15 protein-coding genes and 1 pseudogene are annotated in these 17,984 nt (G+C 60.1%); 6 read left to right on the top strand and 10 right to left on the bottom strand.

From position 1 onward, the window contains the following. Nucleotides 1–40 precede the first annotated feature (40 nt). Complete coding sequence (locus tag NL154_RS30770; protein WP_434734675.1) at nucleotides 41–1,648, bottom strand: ABC-F family ATP-binding cassette domain-containing protein; 1,608 nt, start codon at nucleotides 1,646–1,648, stop codon at nucleotides 41–43. A gap of 141 nt (nucleotides 1,649–1,789) precedes the next feature. Between NL154_RS30770 and NL154_RS30765 the strand changes: the two genes are divergently transcribed. Together NL154_RS30765 and NL154_RS30760 are read left to right on the top strand one after the other, a co-directional pair. Further along, complete coding sequence (locus NL154_RS30765; RefSeq protein WP_210633683.1) at nucleotides 1,790–2,116, top strand: DUF6665 family protein; 327 nt, start codon at nucleotides 1,790–1,792, stop codon at nucleotides 2,114–2,116. A 107-nt stretch (nucleotides 2,117–2,223) separates the two neighbouring features. After that, a complete protein-coding gene (locus NL154_RS30760) occupies nucleotides 2,224–3,093 on the top strand; it encodes an aldose 1-epimerase family protein (RefSeq protein ID WP_221147543.1) in 870 nt (289 codons plus the stop codon). 83 nt (nucleotides 3,094–3,176) lie between these two features. On the opposite strand, the gene NL154_RS30755 is transcribed toward NL154_RS30760, so the two are convergent. Both NL154_RS30755 and NL154_RS30750 read right to left on the bottom strand, forming a co-directional pair. Then, nucleotides 3,177–4,760, bottom strand: coding sequence for a DHA2 family efflux MFS transporter permease subunit (locus NL154_RS30755; protein WP_434734674.1), 1,584 nt, complete (start codon nucleotides 4,758–4,760; stop codon nucleotides 3,177–3,179). 24 nt (nucleotides 4,761–4,784) lie between these two features. Beyond that, on the bottom strand, nucleotides 4,785–5,969 hold the full coding sequence (locus NL154_RS30750) for an HlyD family secretion protein (RefSeq protein WP_221164652.1): 1,185 nt from the start codon (nucleotides 5,967–5,969) through the stop codon (nucleotides 4,785–4,787). Between the two features lie 136 nt (nucleotides 5,970–6,105). Between NL154_RS30750 and NL154_RS30745 the strand changes: the two genes are divergently transcribed. Next, a complete protein-coding gene (locus NL154_RS30745; RefSeq protein ID WP_210633676.1) occupies nucleotides 6,106–6,753 on the top strand; it encodes a TetR/AcrR family transcriptional regulator in 648 nt (215 codons plus the stop codon). A 57-nt stretch (nucleotides 6,754–6,810) separates the two neighbouring features. Here NL154_RS30745 and uxuA read toward each other — a convergent pair whose 3' ends face one another. After that, nucleotides 6,811–7,998 carry a mannonate dehydratase gene (uxuA, locus tag NL154_RS30740; RefSeq protein ID WP_210633674.1) on the bottom strand — a complete coding sequence of 396 codons (1,188 nt, stop codon included), beginning with the start codon at nucleotides 7,996–7,998 and terminating at the stop codon, nucleotides 6,811–6,813. Between the two features lie 44 nt (nucleotides 7,999–8,042). Next, entirely contained in the window at nucleotides 8,043–8,765 is a 723-nt protein-coding gene (locus NL154_RS30735) for a GntR family transcriptional regulator (RefSeq protein WP_210633672.1), read from the bottom strand. Between the two features lie 188 nt (nucleotides 8,766–8,953). On the opposite strand from NL154_RS30735, the gene NL154_RS30730 reads away from it, so the two are divergent. From NL154_RS30730 to NL154_RS30720, 3 genes are all read left to right on the top strand, one after another. Then, a complete protein-coding gene (locus NL154_RS30730) occupies nucleotides 8,954–9,355 on the top strand; it encodes a DUF2934 domain-containing protein (RefSeq protein ID WP_434734673.1) in 402 nt (133 codons plus the stop codon). A 36-nt stretch (nucleotides 9,356–9,391) separates the two neighbouring features. Beyond that, the gene (locus NL154_RS30725; RefSeq protein WP_210633668.1) at nucleotides 9,392–9,640 is read left to right on the top strand and encodes a hypothetical protein; all 249 of its coding nucleotides are present in this window, start codon (nucleotides 9,392–9,394) and stop codon (nucleotides 9,638–9,640) included. Between the two features lie 332 nt (nucleotides 9,641–9,972). Then, a complete protein-coding gene (locus tag NL154_RS30720) occupies nucleotides 9,973–11,247 on the top strand; it encodes an O-antigen ligase family protein (RefSeq protein WP_210633804.1) in 1,275 nt (424 codons plus the stop codon). Here the strand turns inward: NL154_RS30720 and NL154_RS30715 are convergent. From NL154_RS30715 to repA, 5 genes and pseudogenes are all read right to left on the bottom strand, one after another. Continuing rightward, complete coding sequence (locus tag NL154_RS30715; RefSeq protein WP_434734672.1) at nucleotides 11,244–13,274, bottom strand: polysaccharide biosynthesis protein; 2,031 nt, start codon at nucleotides 13,272–13,274, stop codon at nucleotides 11,244–11,246. The genes NL154_RS30720 and NL154_RS30715 overlap by 4 nt on opposite strands. 123 nt (nucleotides 13,275–13,397) lie before the next feature. Next, nucleotides 13,398–13,964 carry a sugar transferase gene (locus tag NL154_RS30710; protein ID WP_221147539.1) on the bottom strand — a complete coding sequence of 189 codons (567 nt, stop codon included), beginning with the start codon at nucleotides 13,962–13,964 and terminating at the stop codon, nucleotides 13,398–13,400. Nucleotides 13,965–14,236: 272 nt separating this feature from the next. Continuing rightward, nucleotides 14,237–15,529 (bottom strand): plasmid replication protein RepC, encoded by a 1,293-nt coding sequence (gene repC, locus NL154_RS30705; protein WP_434734671.1) that lies wholly within the window; start codon nucleotides 15,527–15,529, stop codon nucleotides 14,237–14,239. Between the two features lie 149 nt (nucleotides 15,530–15,678). Then, nucleotides 15,679–16,727, bottom strand: a pseudogene (gene repB, locus NL154_RS30700) (plasmid partitioning protein RepB). A gap of 42 nt (nucleotides 16,728–16,769) precedes the next feature. Beyond that, nucleotides 16,770–17,984, bottom strand: a complete 1,215-nt coding sequence (gene repA, locus NL154_RS30695) for a plasmid partitioning protein RepA (protein WP_210633659.1) — start codon at nucleotides 17,982–17,984, stop codon at nucleotides 16,770–16,772.

Below are 17,984 nucleotides of genomic sequence, written 5' to 3'. Positions count from 1 at the left end.
TCACATAAACGGCCCTCACAGCCGGCGGAAAAATAGCCGTTCAGCTCCGAAGTCCGGGCGCCTCGTGGCCGGTACGCGCTACATATTCCGTATAGCCGCCGCCATATTGGTGGATGCCCTCCGGCGTCAGCTCCAGCACCCGGTTAGAGAGCGCTGCCAGGAAACGCCGGTCGTGGGATACGAAGAGCATGGTGCCCTCATATTGCGCGAGCGCCTTGATCAGCATTTCCTTGGTGTCGAGGTCGAGATGGTTGGTCGGCTCGTCGAGCACGAGCAGGTTCGGCGGGTCGAACAGCATCATAGCCATGACCAGCCGGGCCTTCTCGCCGCCCGACAGCACCCGGCACCTTTTCTCGACATCGTCACCGGAAAAGCCGAAACATCCGGCGAGCGCGCGCAAAGGCCCCTGCCCTGCCTGGGGAAAGCGATCTTCCAGCGATTGGAAGATCGTGCGCTCGCCATCGAGAATATCCATCGCATGCTGGGCGAAATAGCCCAACTTGACGCTGGCGCCGAGAGCGACACTGCCTTCGTCGGGCGTCGTGGTGCCCGTCACCAGCTTCAGCAACGTCGATTTGCCGGCGCCGTTGATGCCCATGATGCACCAGCGTTCTCGCCGCCGTACCATGAAATCCAGCCCCTCATAGATGCTTCGGCTGCCATATTTCTTATGCACGTTCTTCAAGCTGATCACGTCCTCGCCGGAGCGCGGCGCTGGCTGGAATTCGAACGCGACCGACTGACGGCGCTTGGGCGGCTCCACCCGGTCGATCTTCTCCAGCTTCTTCACGCGGCTCTGCACCTGCGAAGCATGCGAAGCGCGCGCCTTGAACCGCTCGATGAACTTGATTTCCTTGGCGAGCATCGCCTGCTGGCGCTCGAACTGGGCCTGCTGCTGCTTTTCGTTCTGCGCCCGCTGCTGCTCGTAAAATTCATAGTCGCCGGAATAGGAGGTCAGCGAGCCGGCGTCGATCTCGAGGATCTTGTTGACGATGCGGTTCATGAACTCGCGGTCGTGCGAGGTCATCAGCAGCGCCCCCTCATAACCCTTCAGGAACTCTTCGAGCCAGATCAGGCTTTCGAGATCCAGGTGGTTGCTCGGTTCGTCCAGCAGCATGACGTCGGGACGCATCAGCAGGATGCGGGCAAGCGCCACGCGCATCTTCCAGCCGCCCGACAGCGCACCGACGTCGCCGTCCATCATCTCCTGGCTGAAACTCAGGCCCGCGCGCCCGTCGAGCGCATAACCGTCCAGCTCCTCGTAACGCGCCTGCACCTCGCCGTAGCGCTCGATGATCTCCTCCATGTCGCCGGCCCTCTCGGGGTCGACCATGGCCGCCTCCAGCTCCCGCAGTTCAGCGGCAACGATGCTGACCGGCCCGGCGCCGTTCATCACTTCGGCGACGGCGCTGTGGCCTGACATTTCGCCGACGTCCTGGTCGAAATAGCCGATGGTGACGCCCTTCTCGCAGGAGACCTGTCCCTCGTCGGGCTGCTCTTCACCGTTGATCATCCGGAAGATCGTCGTCTTGCCGGCGCCGTTCGGGCCGACGAGGCCGATCTTCTCGCCTTTGTTAAGAGCGGCCGACGCCTCAATGAAGAGGATCCGGTGGCTGAGCTGCTTGCTGATATTCTCGATACGAATCATGGTCTGCTATGGGCCTGAAAGAAAGTTACGGCGCCCTTACCACGCCGGGAAATGGCGGGAAAGGTCCGTTCCCCTGCCCTCTCGATCTCAAAGACCGGATTGGATAAGGTTGTCGCCTACGCTGATAAGGAATCCGTGCCCATGAGCGTTCGGCCCCCGCAGTCTTTCAGACAATCCCAGGAGGATAGGAACGGCCTCAGCGTCCTCGAATACGAGCTGATGTCGGAGCGCGCCGATTCACTCGGGCGTCACGGGCTGAAGGTGGAGGCGGCCCTCGCCGCCTTGAAAGCCTGGACCGGCGAACGCCAAAGTGCGGAGCGCGAGAGACTTCTCAATGACGCCTCCGACGCGGTCTGGGCATTCTTCATCCAGCGTGAAATCTGCGGAATGAAAAATAACCGCGACGCCATTCAGCGCTACGGAATTCCGAACGAAGTGATCGCAAGGTTGGGCGCGATACGGAAGTAACGAATGAAGCGCCAGCTTGCGTGTGATTACCACCCTCACCGATTGAGTCGAAACTAACGGTGCGGAAATGAGATGACTTGGTACCAACCTACGAAAGGGAAATTGCGATGCCAGCCTCAATCCGGATCGGCAATCAGGACCTCACTGTCGATGTCTCCTCCCTCGGCGCCGAGATGCAGGCACTTAAATCAAGCGACGGACGCTCGTGGCTATGGACGGGCGACGCCGCCTTCTGGACCGGGCGTTCGCCGATCCTGTTTCCGATCGTCGGCAAGGCCCCGGACGACAAGATTGCAATCGACGGCACGACCTATCCGATGGCCCAGCATGGTTTTGCCCGCCGCAGCGAGTTTTCCCTCGCGGCATCCGCGGCAACGATGTGTCGGTACGAGCTTGCCGCCTCGGAGAGTACCCGGGCGGTCTATCCGTTCGAATTCCTGCTGGCCGTGGAGCATGCGGTGGAAGGCCGGGCGCTGACGGTCAGCGCCGAGGTGACCAACCGCGACCGGAAGACGATGCCCTTCGGGCTTGGATTCCACTCCGCCTTCGCCTGGCCGCTGCCCGGCGCTACCGGACGCGCCCACATCATCACGCTCGACAATCAGGGCGAGCCGGAACTCGTGCGGCTGGCGGGCGGCCTTATCAATCCCCCAGCGCTGCCTTCGCCGTTTCATGCCGGACGTCTGGTTCTGGATCACGCGCTTTTCGAGCAGGATGCGATGATCTTCCCCAAGGGTGCGGGCGAAGGGCTGCGCTACGGGGCCGAAGGCGGGCCAATCCTGCGGTTCCGCTTCGAAAACCTGCCCAACCTCGCTCTCTGGACCAAGCCGGGCGCGCCCTTCCTTTGCGTCGAGCCATGGCATGGCACGGCTGCGCAAGCCGGAGCATCGAGCGAGTTGTCGAAGCGGCCCTCGACAACGCTGCTTGCACCGGGCGCTGTTGCGCGTTTCGCCTTCACGGTCGAGATCGGCCATTAGCGTTCACGTGTGAAGCCCCCCTTCGCATGACGGCAAAGGGGGGCTTTCCCTACGGAGGATCTTCCTGCGGCGTCCGCCGGGTTTCAATGGGCGCCCGCACCGGCGCCGGCCGGAGGCTTTTTGGTGAGGAGCAGGGCAAATGCCGCCACTGCAAGCACCACGCCGATGATAGCGAAAGTATCGCTGAAGCCCAAGATCAATGCCTGGCGCTTGACGATCTGACCCATCGCAACGACCGCCTTTTGCGATGCAACAGCCGGATCGGTGACGCCGTGCTGGATGAAGTAGCCGGTAAGCTTGCCCAGGCGATCGCGAACTTCGTCACGGCTCAGCGTAATCGACTGGCCGATGATATTGGAATGGAACTGTTCGCGCTTCGTCAGGATGGTGCCGAGAGAGGCGGTGCCGACCGCGCCGCCAAGATTGCGCAGCATGTTGGTCAGGCCAGAGGCGGCGGCGGCATCTGATGGAGCAATGCCGGCCGTCGTAATGGCTGTGATCGGGGTCAGCACCAGGGCCTGGCCAACGGCACGGACAATATTCGGGATCCAGAACTGGTCGCCGGCATTGTCAGCCGAAAGCATGATGTTCATGAAGCAGCTGATCGCGAAGATCGAGATACCGAGGAAGCCGATATAGCGGGCGTCGAAACGCTTCATGAGAACAGGCACCAGCGGAATGAGCAACAGCTGCGGCAGGCCGGTCCAGGCGAGTACGTTGCCGATCTGCTCGGCATTATAACGCTGCACCTGGCCGAGATATTGCGGCAGGATATAGACTGTGCCAAAGAGCGCGACGCCGACCAGGACGTTGACCAGCACGCCGATGCCGAAATTGCGCTGAGTGAGCAGCCGCAGCTTTACCAGCGGCTTCTTGACCGTCAGCTCGATCCAGATGAAGACAGCGAGAAAGACGAAGGCGACAAGGCTGAGCTTGACGATGAAGGGCGAAGAGAACCAGTCTTCCTTGTTGCCTTCCTCCAGCACGGTCTGCAGCGCCGAGAGGCCGACGGCCATGGTGAAGATGCCGGCCCAGTCGCCTTCCCTCAGAAGGTGGAGCTGCATCGGCTGCTTTTCCAGCGTCAGGGCGAGAGCGGCCGCCATAATGAGGCTCGGGATCGTGTTGATGAAGAAGATCGTCTGCCAGCCATAATTCTCCGTCAGGTAGCCGCCGATCGTCGGGCCGATGGCCGGGGCGAAAGTGACCGACAGCGCGAAGATCGCGAGCCCCAGCGGCTGCTGGGTCTTCGGCAATTTGGTTAGCACCATGGTGAAGGCCATGGGGATCAGTACGCCACCGGCAAAGCCCTGCAGGCCGCGCAGCAGGATCATCGTGCCGAGATCATGCGCGAAGGCACAAGCCATCGAAAATAGCGGAAAGAGAATGGAATTGACGAGGATATAGCGGCGGAACGAGAAGACATTGCTGAAATAGGCCGTCAGCGGAATGACGACGATCTCCCCAATCAGGTAGGAGGTCGATATCCATGCGCCGTTGTCGACGCCCGTTCCGATGCCGCCCTCGATGTCGAGGAGGGAGGCATTGGTGATCTGGATGTTGAGGATCGCCATGAAGGCGCCGATCATGCCGGCGAGAACGGCGATCCATTCCTTGGTGCCGGCGCCCGGCTGCGATATGGGGGCGGCTGTTGCTGCGGTAGTGGACATGACGCGATCTCCTAATCCCCGCGCCTAACTGCGGTCGGCATCGGCCTTGGTGTCGATGCTCGGCTGAACGGACATGCCGGGTCGCAAGTCGCCATTGGCGGCTTCGCCGTCGAGCACGATCTTGACCGGAATGCGCTGAACGACCTTTGTGAAGTTGCCGGTCGCGTTGTCGGGAGGCAGAAGCGCGAATTCCTGGCCGCTTGCCGGAGCAAGGCTATCGACATGGCCCCGATAGATGCGGCCTGGAAAAGTATCGACCTCGATATCCACCGGCTGGCCGGCGCGAACATCGGTCAGCTGCGTTTCTTTGTAGTTGGCGATCACATAGATCGCGCTCGTGGGTACAACCGACATCAGCTGGGTGCCCGCCTGCACATACTGGCCGACCCGCAGCGTCCTGTTGCCGACGGTGCCGTCGACAGGGGCGGTAATCTCTGCATAGGAGAGGTTCAGTTCAGCCTGATGCTGGACAGCCTGGTCATGGGCGAGCGTCGCCTTCGCCTGGGCGAGTTCGGCATTGAGAAGGTCGACTTGCTTGACGGCGGCGTCGAGCGCAGCGTTGTCGCGAACAATGGTTGCCTGGGCGGCGGCAATGGCGGAAGCGGCCTGTTGTGCCGTCTGAACTGGCGCATAACCATTGGTGGCGAGATTGGCGTAACGCCTGTTGTTCTGTTCGGCGAAGGTCTCGTTTGCCTTGTCGACCTCGACCGTGGCGCGGGCTGCGGCAATCGTCGACTGCTGAATATCCAGCGACGCCTGCTTGGCGTTGAGCGTCGCCTCGGCGGCGGCGACATCGGCCTTGGCCTGATCGAGAGCGGCACGGAAATCGCGATCATCGATGCGTGCGAGCGGCTGACCCGCCCTGACCACCTGGTTGTCACCTACGAGCACTTCCGCGATGTAGCCCGAAACCTTTGGTGCGACAGTCGTATTGTCGGCCTTCACATAGGCGTCGTCGGTGGAAATCTCGAAGCGGCCGAAGGTCCAGTAACTATGGCCGTAATAGCTGGCGGCGGCGATCAGGGCGATGGCGGTCGCGCCCAGCAACAGTCCGCGGCCACGGCGCTTGGGGGCGGGATGCTCCAAAACGGCGGCAGCTTCGACGATGCGTGACGTGTTGCCGGTATCAAGGGTTGCCGGCGCGGCCTCCGCCGTGGTTTCGGTGACAGGCGCGTTGTTGTTCAGGGCCTGCAGCGTACTGATGGACATTGCCTTTCTCCTATTACTGGTCGCTGTCGCTACCGGCTGCGGCCTCTAAATTCATGTCAGTTCCACTTTTGGAAACTTGTTATTTTCCAAAATATGCTTTATAAAATCGGTGTCAACAAGAATTTGGAAAATAGTCATGGTCCAAAATCACGAAATCGAGAAGAGACCGCGAGGACGACCGCAAGTCCGCTGCGACGACGATACGAGAAGCGTGATCATCGAGGCGGCTAACCGGCAGTTCCACGAGAATGGTTATGCCGCGGCAAGCATCGCCGCGATCGCGCAAGGGGCTGGTGTCTCGACCAAGACGCTCTACCGGCTGTTTCCGACCAAGGCGGATCTGTTTTCCGAGATGATCATCGAGCGGACGGGGCGCTTCCTCATGTCGCTCGATCCCGGAACGCTTGCGGTATTGGACCTCAGGCAAGGATTGGAGCGCATGCTGATGGCCTATGGCATGCTGACGCTCTCGCTGGACACGATCACCGTGACTCGGCTCGTCATCAGCGAGTCCGACCGCTTTCCCGAGATCGCCACGACCTTCTATGAGAAAGCGATCGTCAGGACCAACGCGCTGATGGAGGACTGGCTGCGTAGACAGATCGATCGCGGGCTGATCGCACTCGACGATCCACATGCCGCCTGCGGGATGCTCCGTGGGATGATGATCATGGAGCCACAGCGTGCAGCGATGCTGCGCCAGCAACAGCCGCCGGGGATCAAGGAGATCGCCGCAAGGGCGAAGATGTGCACGGATCTGTTCCTGAAGGGTTGCGCGCTCTGAAATGTCGCTTGGGCTCCAGAGCGCAATGATTTTCTATGCCAAGCGACGCCAATGCCCTCAGGTCGGCGGGGCATCCAGTGCATGCAGGATGCCGCGAAGCTCGGCAAGGCCGCGCATGCGGCCAATGGCGGGGTAGCCGGGCGTGACTGTTTTGTCGAGATCGTCGAGCATGCGGTGGCCATGGTCCGAGCGGAAGACGATGGTATCTTGAGCGCCACGGCGGCGGTCTTCCGTGACAAGTTCCCGGAGAACGGCAACCATGTCGACATCGCCCTCCAGGTGCGCGCTTTCATGGAATGTTCGGCCATCGCCCTCTCTCGTCGTAGCGCGCAGATGGGCGAAATATATCCGTGAGGCGAAACGGCGGGCGATCGCCGGCAGATCGTTATCGGCGCGCACGCCAAGGCTGCCGGTGCAATAGCACATGCCGTTCGCCTTCGACGGCACCGCATCGAAGAGAGCAGCATAATCATCGGCCGTCGAGGCGATGCGCGGCAGACTGAACAGCGACCGCGGCGGATCGTCGGGATGCAGCGTCAGCTTGACGCCGCGTGCTTCGGCGGCCGGCGTCACCGCCTCGAGGAATTCGATCAGGTGCCGGCGCAGCCTTGCGGCATCGATACCGCGATAGGCGACAAGCTTTTCCCGGAAGGCCGGAATGGTCAGAGGTTCGGTGGTCGAACCCGGCAGAGCCGATGTGATGATGCGGGTGATCTCGGCGATCTCCTCCTCCGACATCGCCTCGAAGACGATGCGCGCCCGTTCCCGATCTGCATCGGCATAGTCCCGTGCCGCATCCGGCCGTTCCAGAATGAAAAGATCGAAGGCCGCGAAACGCTCATGATCAAAGCGCATCGCGGTGGCCCCGGTCGGCGTCACGAAATCGAGTTCGGTGCGGGTCCAGTCCACGACGGGCATAAAATTATAGCAGACGATCGGAATGCCGCAGGCGGCGACCGCTTCGAGGCTTGCGATCCACGCCTCGATTTCGGCCTTCGCCTCCCCGCCCCTGCGCTTGATGGCATCGGGGATCGGAATGCTTTCGACGACCGACCAGACGAGCGGCGAGCGGTCGGCTGGCGTCGTCTCGATCAGCGATTGGCGTTCGCGCACCTCCTTCTCCGTCCAGGCCCTGCCAATCGGCACCTGATGGAGCGATGAGACGATATTAGTGGCGCCCGTCTGGCGGACATCATCCAGCGTCACCGGCGCTTCCGGTCCGAACCATCTCCAACCCTGTCGCATCTTTCTTCCTTCCCTCGACTCTTCGTTTCGTGGTGATCCTGCCGTCAGCAGAAATAATCGGGGTAACGCGAGCGTAGCTCATCGACATCGGGAATGACGGCGCTCAAGTGATGGATCATCGCGCCGCGCGCAGCCGTGGCATCATGGGCGACGAGCGCGTCGCGAATGACGATGTGTTCGCGGATCACATTGTCCATCCGCCCAAGCGCCGGCAGCGCCAGCCGCCGCGCCCGGTCGATCTGCACCTTGACCGTCTTCAGAATCGCCCAGATTCCGGGATAACCTGCTATCTCAGCAATCGCTTCGTGAAAGGCCTCGTCCTCCTCATGAAAGTTCGAGGCGTTGCCGACCGCGGCATGCGACCGCTGCCGGGAGATGATGGCGTCCAGATGGGCAATATCGGCAGCGCTGGCGGTTTCGGCCGCAGCCTCGACGGTTGTACCTTCGAGCGCCTTGCGCACGACCACCGCCTCCGGGATCGACGCGACAGGCACACGCGATACGACCGTGCCCGACTGCGGATAGATGTCGACCAGCCCGCCTTCGGAGAGCCTGAGCAGTGCCTCGCGCACCGGCGTGCGGCTGACCCTGAAATCCTCGGCAATCCGCTTCTCCTGCAGCAACAGGCCAGGCGGCATCCTGAGCGAGACGATGTCGGCATAGAGCCGTTCGTAGATGGCGCCGGCCGTGGTGACGCGTCGCAACTTCGGACCGACTCCTTGGGAAATCGGAACAGCAGGCGCTTCGGCTTCTGGGGACTGCCGCATACTCAAGACCGGTGGTGGCGTTCTGACATACTAGTATATCAGCCTCAGCGCCTTGCCAAGAGCTGCGGAGGAACTGGCTTACATTTTGAGGTTCCGCGTCGCTTCAACCGCCGTTTCGATGCTGGCCGCGTCTCTTGGTTGGAACTTAGATCAGCCGAATTGGTTGAGATCCAATCAAGGAGGCGCCGATGAAGAACCCGGTACGCAAAAGAAGTGAAGGCACGACTGACGACACGCGGCTGGAGGATTCCTCCCCCGCTGGTGCGCGAAAAGGGAAGATGGCGCGGCAAGCGGCACACCAGACCGTCGGGCAGCGCACCGATTCTCCGGCCGCTGGCCGCGAGGAGGAGATCCGCAAAAGAGCATACGTGCTGTGGGAGAAGGACGGCAGGCCGGAGGGCAGGCATCAGGATCATTGGACCCGCGCCGAACAAGAGCTCGATACGCGGCATGGCGAGGCCGACAATCCTCCCAAGCTCGAAGCGTTGCGAGAGGCCTCGCGCGAACATAGCGATACGTTCCTGGTCAAGACGGATCTCGAAGACGCCGATCAACGCGAAGCCTCACCCGGCACACGCGAGCAGGATTAAATTGCAGTCTTGAGTCAATGCAGGAAAGGTCCCGACATGGTCGATAAAAGAGACTTGGACGCCGGATTCACCGGCACACCCGTCGAGCCGCCGGAAGGATTGGCCAAGGTTGCCCAATCGGCGGCCAGCGGGGTGAAACGCGAGGTCTATGCAGTCACGGCCGGGGCAAGAAACCACCCGCAGACCGCAAGCGCATTGTTGCTCACTATAGGTATTGTCGCATTCGGGTTCGGCTATCTCCTCGGCCGGTCATCGGTGGAAAACTCGCGCCTATATTGGCGGTAGCTGCAGACTTCAACGATGTTAGTTTTGACAAATCGCCCGATACTCGGTGATGATGGGAGGTCAAGGTCGTGCTCGAAAGGTGTCCCCATGGGCCGGATCGCGCCGCACGATGACAAAGCTTCTCGATCGCACTTCAAACGTGTTTTCCGATCGGCACGGCTTTGCTATAGCAAGCTATTGCGGCCCATTGCCAAGTGAGCAAAGTGCATCCGGGCTTGCTGTTGCCGGAATACGACAGTGCAAAAAGCACGGGTTCTGCCCGCGTTCACGGCTTGACAGTGGTGGCAACCGTCCTTAGCGAGGCTGGAAAGCAACACCTCAGGGCTACCAAAGTGAACTATTTCAGGCAACTCGTGATTGCGGTACTTCATCCTGGAAACGGATCTGGAAGCGCGCTTGATCGAACCAACGGCATTGCGGTCTTTCTCTTTGCAATCCTGCCCGGACTTTCGCCGAACTTCAATTCCTTCATTCTCCTCGGGTCGATGCTATCGGGCCTCTATTGTCTGGCAAGAGCCCGCTGTCCTCTGAACCTGTCGAAGTCCGATCTGGTGGTTGCCATTTGCATGACGATTTACCCGGTGGTGATGATCGTCAGCATATTCGTCAATCCGCCTTTCTCGGAAGAACTGGATTGGATTTTCCGGCTCCTGCCGTTCTTTTCGATCTGGCTGATTTTGCCGCGTATGCGTCAATCTCCCGATGGCCGCCTTGTGCCGCTCTTTATCCTCGCCGCCGGCCTCGGGATGATTGTTACTTTCCTTTTCAGCCTGCTTCAAGTGTTGTTCCTGATGCCCAGGGCGGAGGCGGGAACCTCGAACGCGGCGCTGCTCGGCGTTATCGGCGTGCTTTTCGGCGGCGTCGCGCTACTCAATATTCAATCTCCCAAAAGCATGGAGCAAAAGATCGCGATATTGGGGTATGCCGCGGGTCTCGGCTGCGCGCTGCTTTCCGGAACGCGCTCGGCCTGGCTGGTCATCCCCGTCCAGCTCGTCATCTTTCTCTGGTATTTTCCCAAAAACCGATTTCATATCAGTCTGCGCAGCCTCGCCATCACCGGCTCGGTATTGCTGCTGGGACTTCTCGCCCTGGGCAGCGACCAGGTTGTCTATCGCGTCCGTGAGCTCCAGGACAATCTGTCGTCGCTCGAAAGCACCAATGGTGATATCACCTCGCTGAGCGCGCGCGTTGCCCTCTACAAGGGCGCCCTATCCGCAATCACCAAGGATCCGCTGACCGGCTATGGCCCGCAGAACCGGATGGCTGCTGTCCTGGCAGAAGTCCCTGAGGGCCTTAGGCCGCAACTGCCCTATTCCCATGTCCATAACGGCTTTCTCACAGCGGGAATCGACGCCGGCCTTGTCGGCATCGCGGCGCTTTCACTGCTGCTGCTGACGCCCGTGATCGGTGCGTGGAAAAAGGAACCCGGCCCTGGCCGGGATCTAGCCATGGCGATCGCTCTTCTGCTCACCACCAGTTACATTATTACCGGCAGCTTCGGCATCATGTTCAACCAAAAGGCACTGGATCCCATCTTCGCCTATATGGTCGCTCTTATTTGCGCGGATCGGGGCAGTACACGCTATGCAGCTGTCGTTCGAAGCTAATTTCCTGCGCCTGAGGCTAGCGCGCTGACATCTTCTTGCGCCGGATTGGTTTCGGCGCCGGTGAACGCAAGATCTGAAACCTCACCCGTTGAGGAATAGCCGGAAACGAGTTCTGCCAAGGTCGCCCGTGCCGCGACCATGTCGTTTCGGTCCAAGGACGCATTGAGCGAGTTGAGCTTCTTCGAAAGTTCCGCCCAGAACAGGAAATCCTCGCGCGCCTTCATAATCCGCGGATGTTCAGTTGTCTCGGGGTTATCCCCGATCAAAAGTTCTTCATAAAGCTTCTCGCCGGGCCTCAGGCCGGTAACGGCTAGCTCGATGTCCCCTTCTGGATTATCCACGTCCCGGACGGTCAATCCGGACAGTTCGACCATCTTGCGGGCGAGATCCGCAATGCGGACGGGCTCGCCCATATCGAGCAGGAAAACATCGCCACCCTCGGCCATGGCACCCGCTTGGATGACAAGTTGCGAGGCTTCCGAAATGGTCATGAAGTAGCGAGTTATTTTCGGATGCGTCAGGGTAACCGGGCCGCCTTCCTTGATCTGCTGCCTGAACAGCGGCACGACGGATCCGGAGGAACCGAGAACATTTCCGAAGCGGACCATCGAGAAGTTTGTCCGCAGTCTATCAGCGGTCAGCTCTGCCGCGAGCGCCTGCAGCACCATCTCCGCCAGCCTCTTGCTGGCGCCCATCACATTTGTCGGGCGCACGGCTTTGTCGGTGCTGATCAGCACGAAATTCGAGACGCCGCATTTATTTGCCGCACGTGCGGTGATCAATGTCCCCATGACATTGTTCTTGATGCCTTCCACGGCATTGTGTTCGACGAGTGGCACATGCTTGTAAGCGGCGGCGTGATAAAGCGTCTGAGGCCGCCAGCTCTGCATGATATGTTCCATGCGATCCTGGTCGCGGACGGAACAAAGGATCGGCACGATCTGCAGGCTCTCATGCTTGTAAGCTTCGGCCAGCTTCAGCAATTCGGCATGAATATTATAAAGCGCAAACTCGTTCTGATCTATGAGGATGAGGCTCGAAGGCGCATTGCGCAGAATCTGGCGACATAACTCGCCGCCGATAGAGCCGCCGGCGCCCGTGACCATCACCACCTTGTTGCGCATCGCCTTGTCGAGCAGCTCTTGCCGCGGCGCAACCGCTTCCCTGCCCAGCAGGTCTTCGATCTCCAGCTCACGAATATCGGAAACGGCGACTCGTCCCTGAGCCAGCGCTGTGAGATCCGGCAATGTCCGGACGTTCACCCTGGCTTTACGGATATGCTCGAGAATTTCATTGCGACGCTGCCGCGATGCGGATGGAAGAGCAAGAAGCACGTTGTGCACGCCAAGTGCTTCAGCGAGCACCGGAAGATCCGACGGGTCATAGATCGGCAAACCGCCCATGATGCCGCCCTTAAGGCGCGGATCATCATCGAGGTAACCGACCACATTGAGTTCGGCGCTGCTCGTCAGAGCGCCGGCGAGTTGCCGTCCGGCATTTCCCGCCCCATAGATCAGCACCTTGGCGAGCGTATTCTGGTGAAGAATACGCTGATAGGTATCCCCGAGCCAATAACGGATCCCCAACCGTGACAGGCCGATCGCTATCAGCAGCAGGAAGGGCTGAAGAATGCCGACGGTTCTCGGAACGCCCGGGACGCTGAGCGCCGTAAAGATCGTCATGAAGGCGACGCCGTAGATAGCAATGGCCTTCAGAACGGCAATGAAAGCGGCCATGTTGGCGTAACGGAAGATCGCCCGATACATGCCCATGACGATGAAGATCGGAAGGGCCATGCACAGGGAAACCAAGACCGGCAACCACTGCACGCCGGTTAGCACCGTCCATTCGTTCAGGCGGAAGCAATAAGCCAGCCAGATCGTCAGAACGCAAAGGCCGGAATCCACCAGCAGGGCGAGCGCGCGTTTGGCAGCACGCGGCATGGCCAGCAAAGGGGCGACAAGCGCCTGCATCGGCACTAAGAACCATCCCGAGCGTGGCGTCTCAGTGGGGGTATTTTCAGGCATTGCTTCCCAGCGTCTCGCGGATCAAATAGACAACCACCTTCTTGTCATTTTCTACAACGAGCGCAACTGAAATAATCGGAAATCAAGGTGTTCCGCACCTCTTATCTATCAGAAGTAGGTAACTTAATGCTTTATTCCCCTACGGCGGATGACCTTCTCGGCCGTCAGAAACAGGATGCGCATGTCGAAGCCGATCGAGCGCCGCTCAAGATATTCGACATCGAATTTCACCTTCTCCGGAATTGGCAGTTCGTCCCGCCCGTTGATCTGCGCCCATCCGGTCAATCCGGGCAGGAGTTGGTCGACCCCATGGACCGTCCGCAATTCGATCAAATCATACTGGTTGTAGAGCGCCGGCCGCGGCCCGACGAAACTCATTTTGCCGCCCAGAATGCACCAGAGCTGCGGCAGTTCGTCGAGACTGGATTTGCGTAGAAACGACCCGATCGGCGTCAGAAACCGCTCGGGGTTTTCGAGTAGATGCGTCGCGACGGTCGGCGTGTCGACGCGCATGCTGCGGAATTTCGGCATCAGGAAGATCTGATTGAAACGCCCGATCCGTTTTGACCAGTAGAGGATCGGTCCTGGCGACGTTAGCCGGACACAAAGAGCGACAACAAGGATCGGAACGAGGAGGATGACCGAAGCCACCAAAGCCAGCAAAAAATCCACTGCCCGTTTCAAGCCCATCGCCGTACTTCTTCCATTGCCTCTTCAGCGGATTTTCGCCATACGCCACCGCGCCGTATCGTCAAAAAGGCATTTCACGTCAACTCCAACCGCATCGTTTCTCCAGAGAACGACAGCCGATCGTCGATCAGATCCTTTCCTCGCCTTGCCGATCAAAAATCTTGTAACCTCATGATCTTAAAGGAAGAAGAACTTAACGGGAAGTTATCTCCCCGTTTATTTCCGTCACCTTTCGTTAACCATAAGCCGATCGGGCAAACCGCATGGCAATCTCATCCAATCTTACCCCTGATTGGCGAATTGGTGCGGACAAGCGCCATCAGCATCGGTCCGATGGCAAATTCGCCTCTTTCGGCGCGGCGGGTCAGATCACGGAGGTAACCACCGGCGGAATTGATGTGCCCTGCCCTTTCAAGCACGCACGCTATGACGGTAGCCGCATTTTCAGGCCCCATGATCTCGCAGGCCTGTTCATAGGCCGAGGGGCTCACTCCGAGCATCGAGCGCACGACGACAGCTGCCGCCATCAGATCGCGCCATGTGCCCACCGAGCCCTGCGGTCCATAGGCAGTGATCTCTGGGCAGGCCTGCAGCACCAGGCCCAGCGGGAACGATTTGAGCCCGCCGCCGGCAGTCGAGGCTGAGCTTGCAGCCGGCACGGGCCTGCCCTTCCCTTCATGTGTCGCTATTCTGGCCATCGGCTCGGCCCAACCTTCCGATTGGTCGTCTGCCGTTGCTCCCTGCTTCGTTTCGAAGCTTGGTTCAAGTTCAGTAATGCAGTGTGGATTTGAATTCTGTATGTGCCGCTCAGAATGTCGGGCATTGCCGCTTTGATTTGGAGCTTTGACCTGCATTTCCAACTGATTGGTGATTTCTTCGCGCAGCAGTTCCAGTTCGTCGAGCGCGGCGGCGATCTTCTCGAAGGATGGCGACCGCGGCAGCCGTTCGACGACGCCTCGAAAATGCAGGTGAACCCCGCTCCAATCACCAGAGGCCCCCTCTTCCACGGCCAACTCGATGAGCTTGGCGATGTCGCGCCGGCAAAGCGTCAGGCGCTCTTTGAGCCGCTGCAGTTGCAATCGCTCGGCTGCCACCTCCGCCGCCAGCCGCTCGATCTCGTCAGCGCGCACAAGCAGCGGCGCCAGCGAGAAGCCGAATGCCTCACGGATCTCCCCGCCCTGCTCCTTGCGGGCGTAACGCTTGCCGTTCGGACTGTCCTTGCGGATCAGCAATCCGGCCTCGATCAGCGCCGCCAGATGGCGGCGGATCGTCTGCTCCGCCATTCCATGCGCGCGCAAAGAGAGCTGCGCATTCGAAGGAAAGACGACCAGGCCGTTGTCCTCGGAGAGCTCTCCCTTGGGATAAAAGCTCAGCAAGGCGTTCAGGATAGAGAGCGCCCGATCGGTAATGCCGAGCAGCGGCCTGGCCTCGCACAGGGCGCGATAGAGTTTCCACTTGTCAATCGATCGGCCCGGCTCGATCTTTCGGGCAGCGGCCTGGTTTGCCAACATGCCAAACGTCATCGGCCGCCGCCCGAAGGGCGTCGTCACACTTCCGCTTTCCATTTTCTTCGCCTTCTTCAAGGCAAAAGATCACGGCTCACCAAATTCGGTGCCAAAGACTCTTGACTATGATTCGCGGAAATGTGATTCTCTGGGTGTCTAGATCAGAGAGGGCTTCCGCGGCGGCAACGTTCGGGGGCCTTTTCTTTTGCTTATTGATCTCCGTTCTTCGTCAATCCTGTGTCTTCTCGAACGCCTCGTAGAGACGATCCAGATTGCTGGCGATGTAGGCGCCAAAGGCAGATGCCTTCTCCGCCTTCAGCGCGATGGTGAACTGTTTTCCATCATCCTTGATCTTCGCTTTGACGGCTCCGTCCTGGCGCTGCCAGGCGTGAGCCACGGGCTGAATTGCGGCGGCGGACGAAGCCTGTAGCTTCCTGCTGATGAAGGCGACGAGCATGTCGAAGCGGGCGTCCGGCTCCGCCGTCTCGAACTCCGCCGATCTGGTGAACGCGATCGCCCGGGCGGCAATGTTTTCCGTCTCGAATTTCACCGAAAGATCATGCCAGCGATCGCGACCGGTCGTCTTGGCTGCGCCGATCGCGGCCAGGACTTCGGCCGGAATCCGCTTCGTGACCGACAGCATCTTGGACACCGTCGTCTTGTCGGCGCTGAGTGCCGACATGATCGTTTCCCGATCGAAACCCAACGTATCGAGCTTGTCGGCAAACATCGTCCTCTCGATGAAGGAGAGATCGGCGCGCGCCGAATTCTCCTGGCCCTGCGCAATAACATGGTCGCGGTCGTCGAGTTTCTTGACCACCGCCCGAACAGGTCGGCCGAGCTCCTTTGCCGCCCGTGCGCGACGATGGCCAAAAGCGATCTGGTATCGCCCCTCCCTCTCGGGATGCGGGCGCACGAGGATCGGTGAATCCTGGCCGCGCAGGCGGATCGCCTCGACCAGTTCCCGGAACTGTTCGTCGGTATGCGCGAGCCGGTCGCTCACGAAGGAATCTTCGATCAGCGCCGGGTCGAGATCAATCACCGTCTCGCCGCTCGCCAGCTGCTCTTCGATCGCCTTGGCGGCATCGGCCTTGGCGGCCAAGGCATCGATGCTGCGGGTGACCGCCCCGAGTGCGCCAATCCCTTTATAGGTGATATGCTGCCTCTCGTCGCGATGGGCCGGCTCATCCTCATTGTTTACCGCGGTAAACTTCTTGGAATCATCCATCAGGCCCGACAGAAGATTTTTACGCGCCATCAGCCAGCTCCTTGCCCGGGTTTACCGCAGTAAACTTCCCGCTCATTTCCGGCCCCATGCCTTGTGAATGAGATCGACGATTTCCGTGTTGACCGCCTCCATCGCCTCCATGGCGCGGTCATAGGTCGCGCGGGTAAACTGACTTCGCTCGACCTCATACAGTGTCTGGTTTGTCATCGCCGCATCGGAGATCGCGACGCTGCGCAGCATCGGGTTGGTGAGCACATGGCTCTTGAACATCGAGCGCATGAAGGCGACCATCTGCGTCTGCGGCCCGTCCTGCGGGTCGTAGCGGGTCACGAGATAACGCAACCAGTCGAGGTTCATGTTGCCGCCGGCTCCCTTCAGGGTGTTCAGCACTTCGCCAAGCATTTGCAGGAACTGGCACATCGACATGACATCGAGCATCTGCGGATGAACGGTGATCAGCACCGCCGTCGCACCGCAAATGGCGCTCATGGTCAAAAAGCCGAGCTGCGGAGGGCAGTCGATGATGACGACGTCGTAATCGTCCGCGACCGAAGCGAGTGCCTCATCCAGCCGTGCGAAGAAAACGCGCCCATAATCACTCGCTTTACCCTGAGCGAGGACCCGCGGCGTATCGTGCTCGAATTCCATCAGTTCAAGATTGCCCGGCACAAGGTGAAGGTTCGGGAAGTTGGTTGGCCGGATAATGTCCCGCAGCGGACGCCGCTGATCGTCGTAGCGAATGGCGGCGTAGAGCGTCTCGTTTTCGTTGACGTCGAACTCCGGCTGAAACCCGTGTATGGCGGAAAGAGACGCCTGCGGATCGAGATCGACGGCAAGGACGCGGTGACCGGTCAGGGCAAGATGCTGGGCAAGATGCGCGGCACTCGTCGTCTTGCCGCTGCCGCCCTTGAAGTTGACGACGGCGACGACCTGCAGATGTTCGTGGCCGCGGCGATGACGTATATAATGCGTTCCGGCCCGCGCATTGTGCTCGAGAAAGCCGCGCATCTCTTCCATCTGCTCCGCCGTATAGGATCGGCGGCCGGACGGCGTGACCTGGGGGAGGGCACCCTTGCCCTCGAGCGAGAGATTTCGAAGATAGCCGCTGGTCACGCCGAGAAACCGCGCCACCTCGGCGAGCTGAAATTCCCGCAGACCCTTCAGCGCGCGCGGAGGAAACATTTCGAGCCGATGCTGCTTCAGCTTGTCGGAGAGTTCCTGCGCCTGACCGATGATCAGCTGATCGACATCGGAAATTGCTTTGTCTATTTGCGGTGCCATATTCAT

It is taken from the genome of Rhizobium sp. YTUHZ044 (genome assembly GCF_051123975.1).
Taxonomy (GTDB): Bacteria; Pseudomonadota; Alphaproteobacteria; order Rhizobiales; family Rhizobiaceae; genus Rhizobium.
This window is presented reverse-complemented; position numbering and strand designations above follow the sequence as displayed.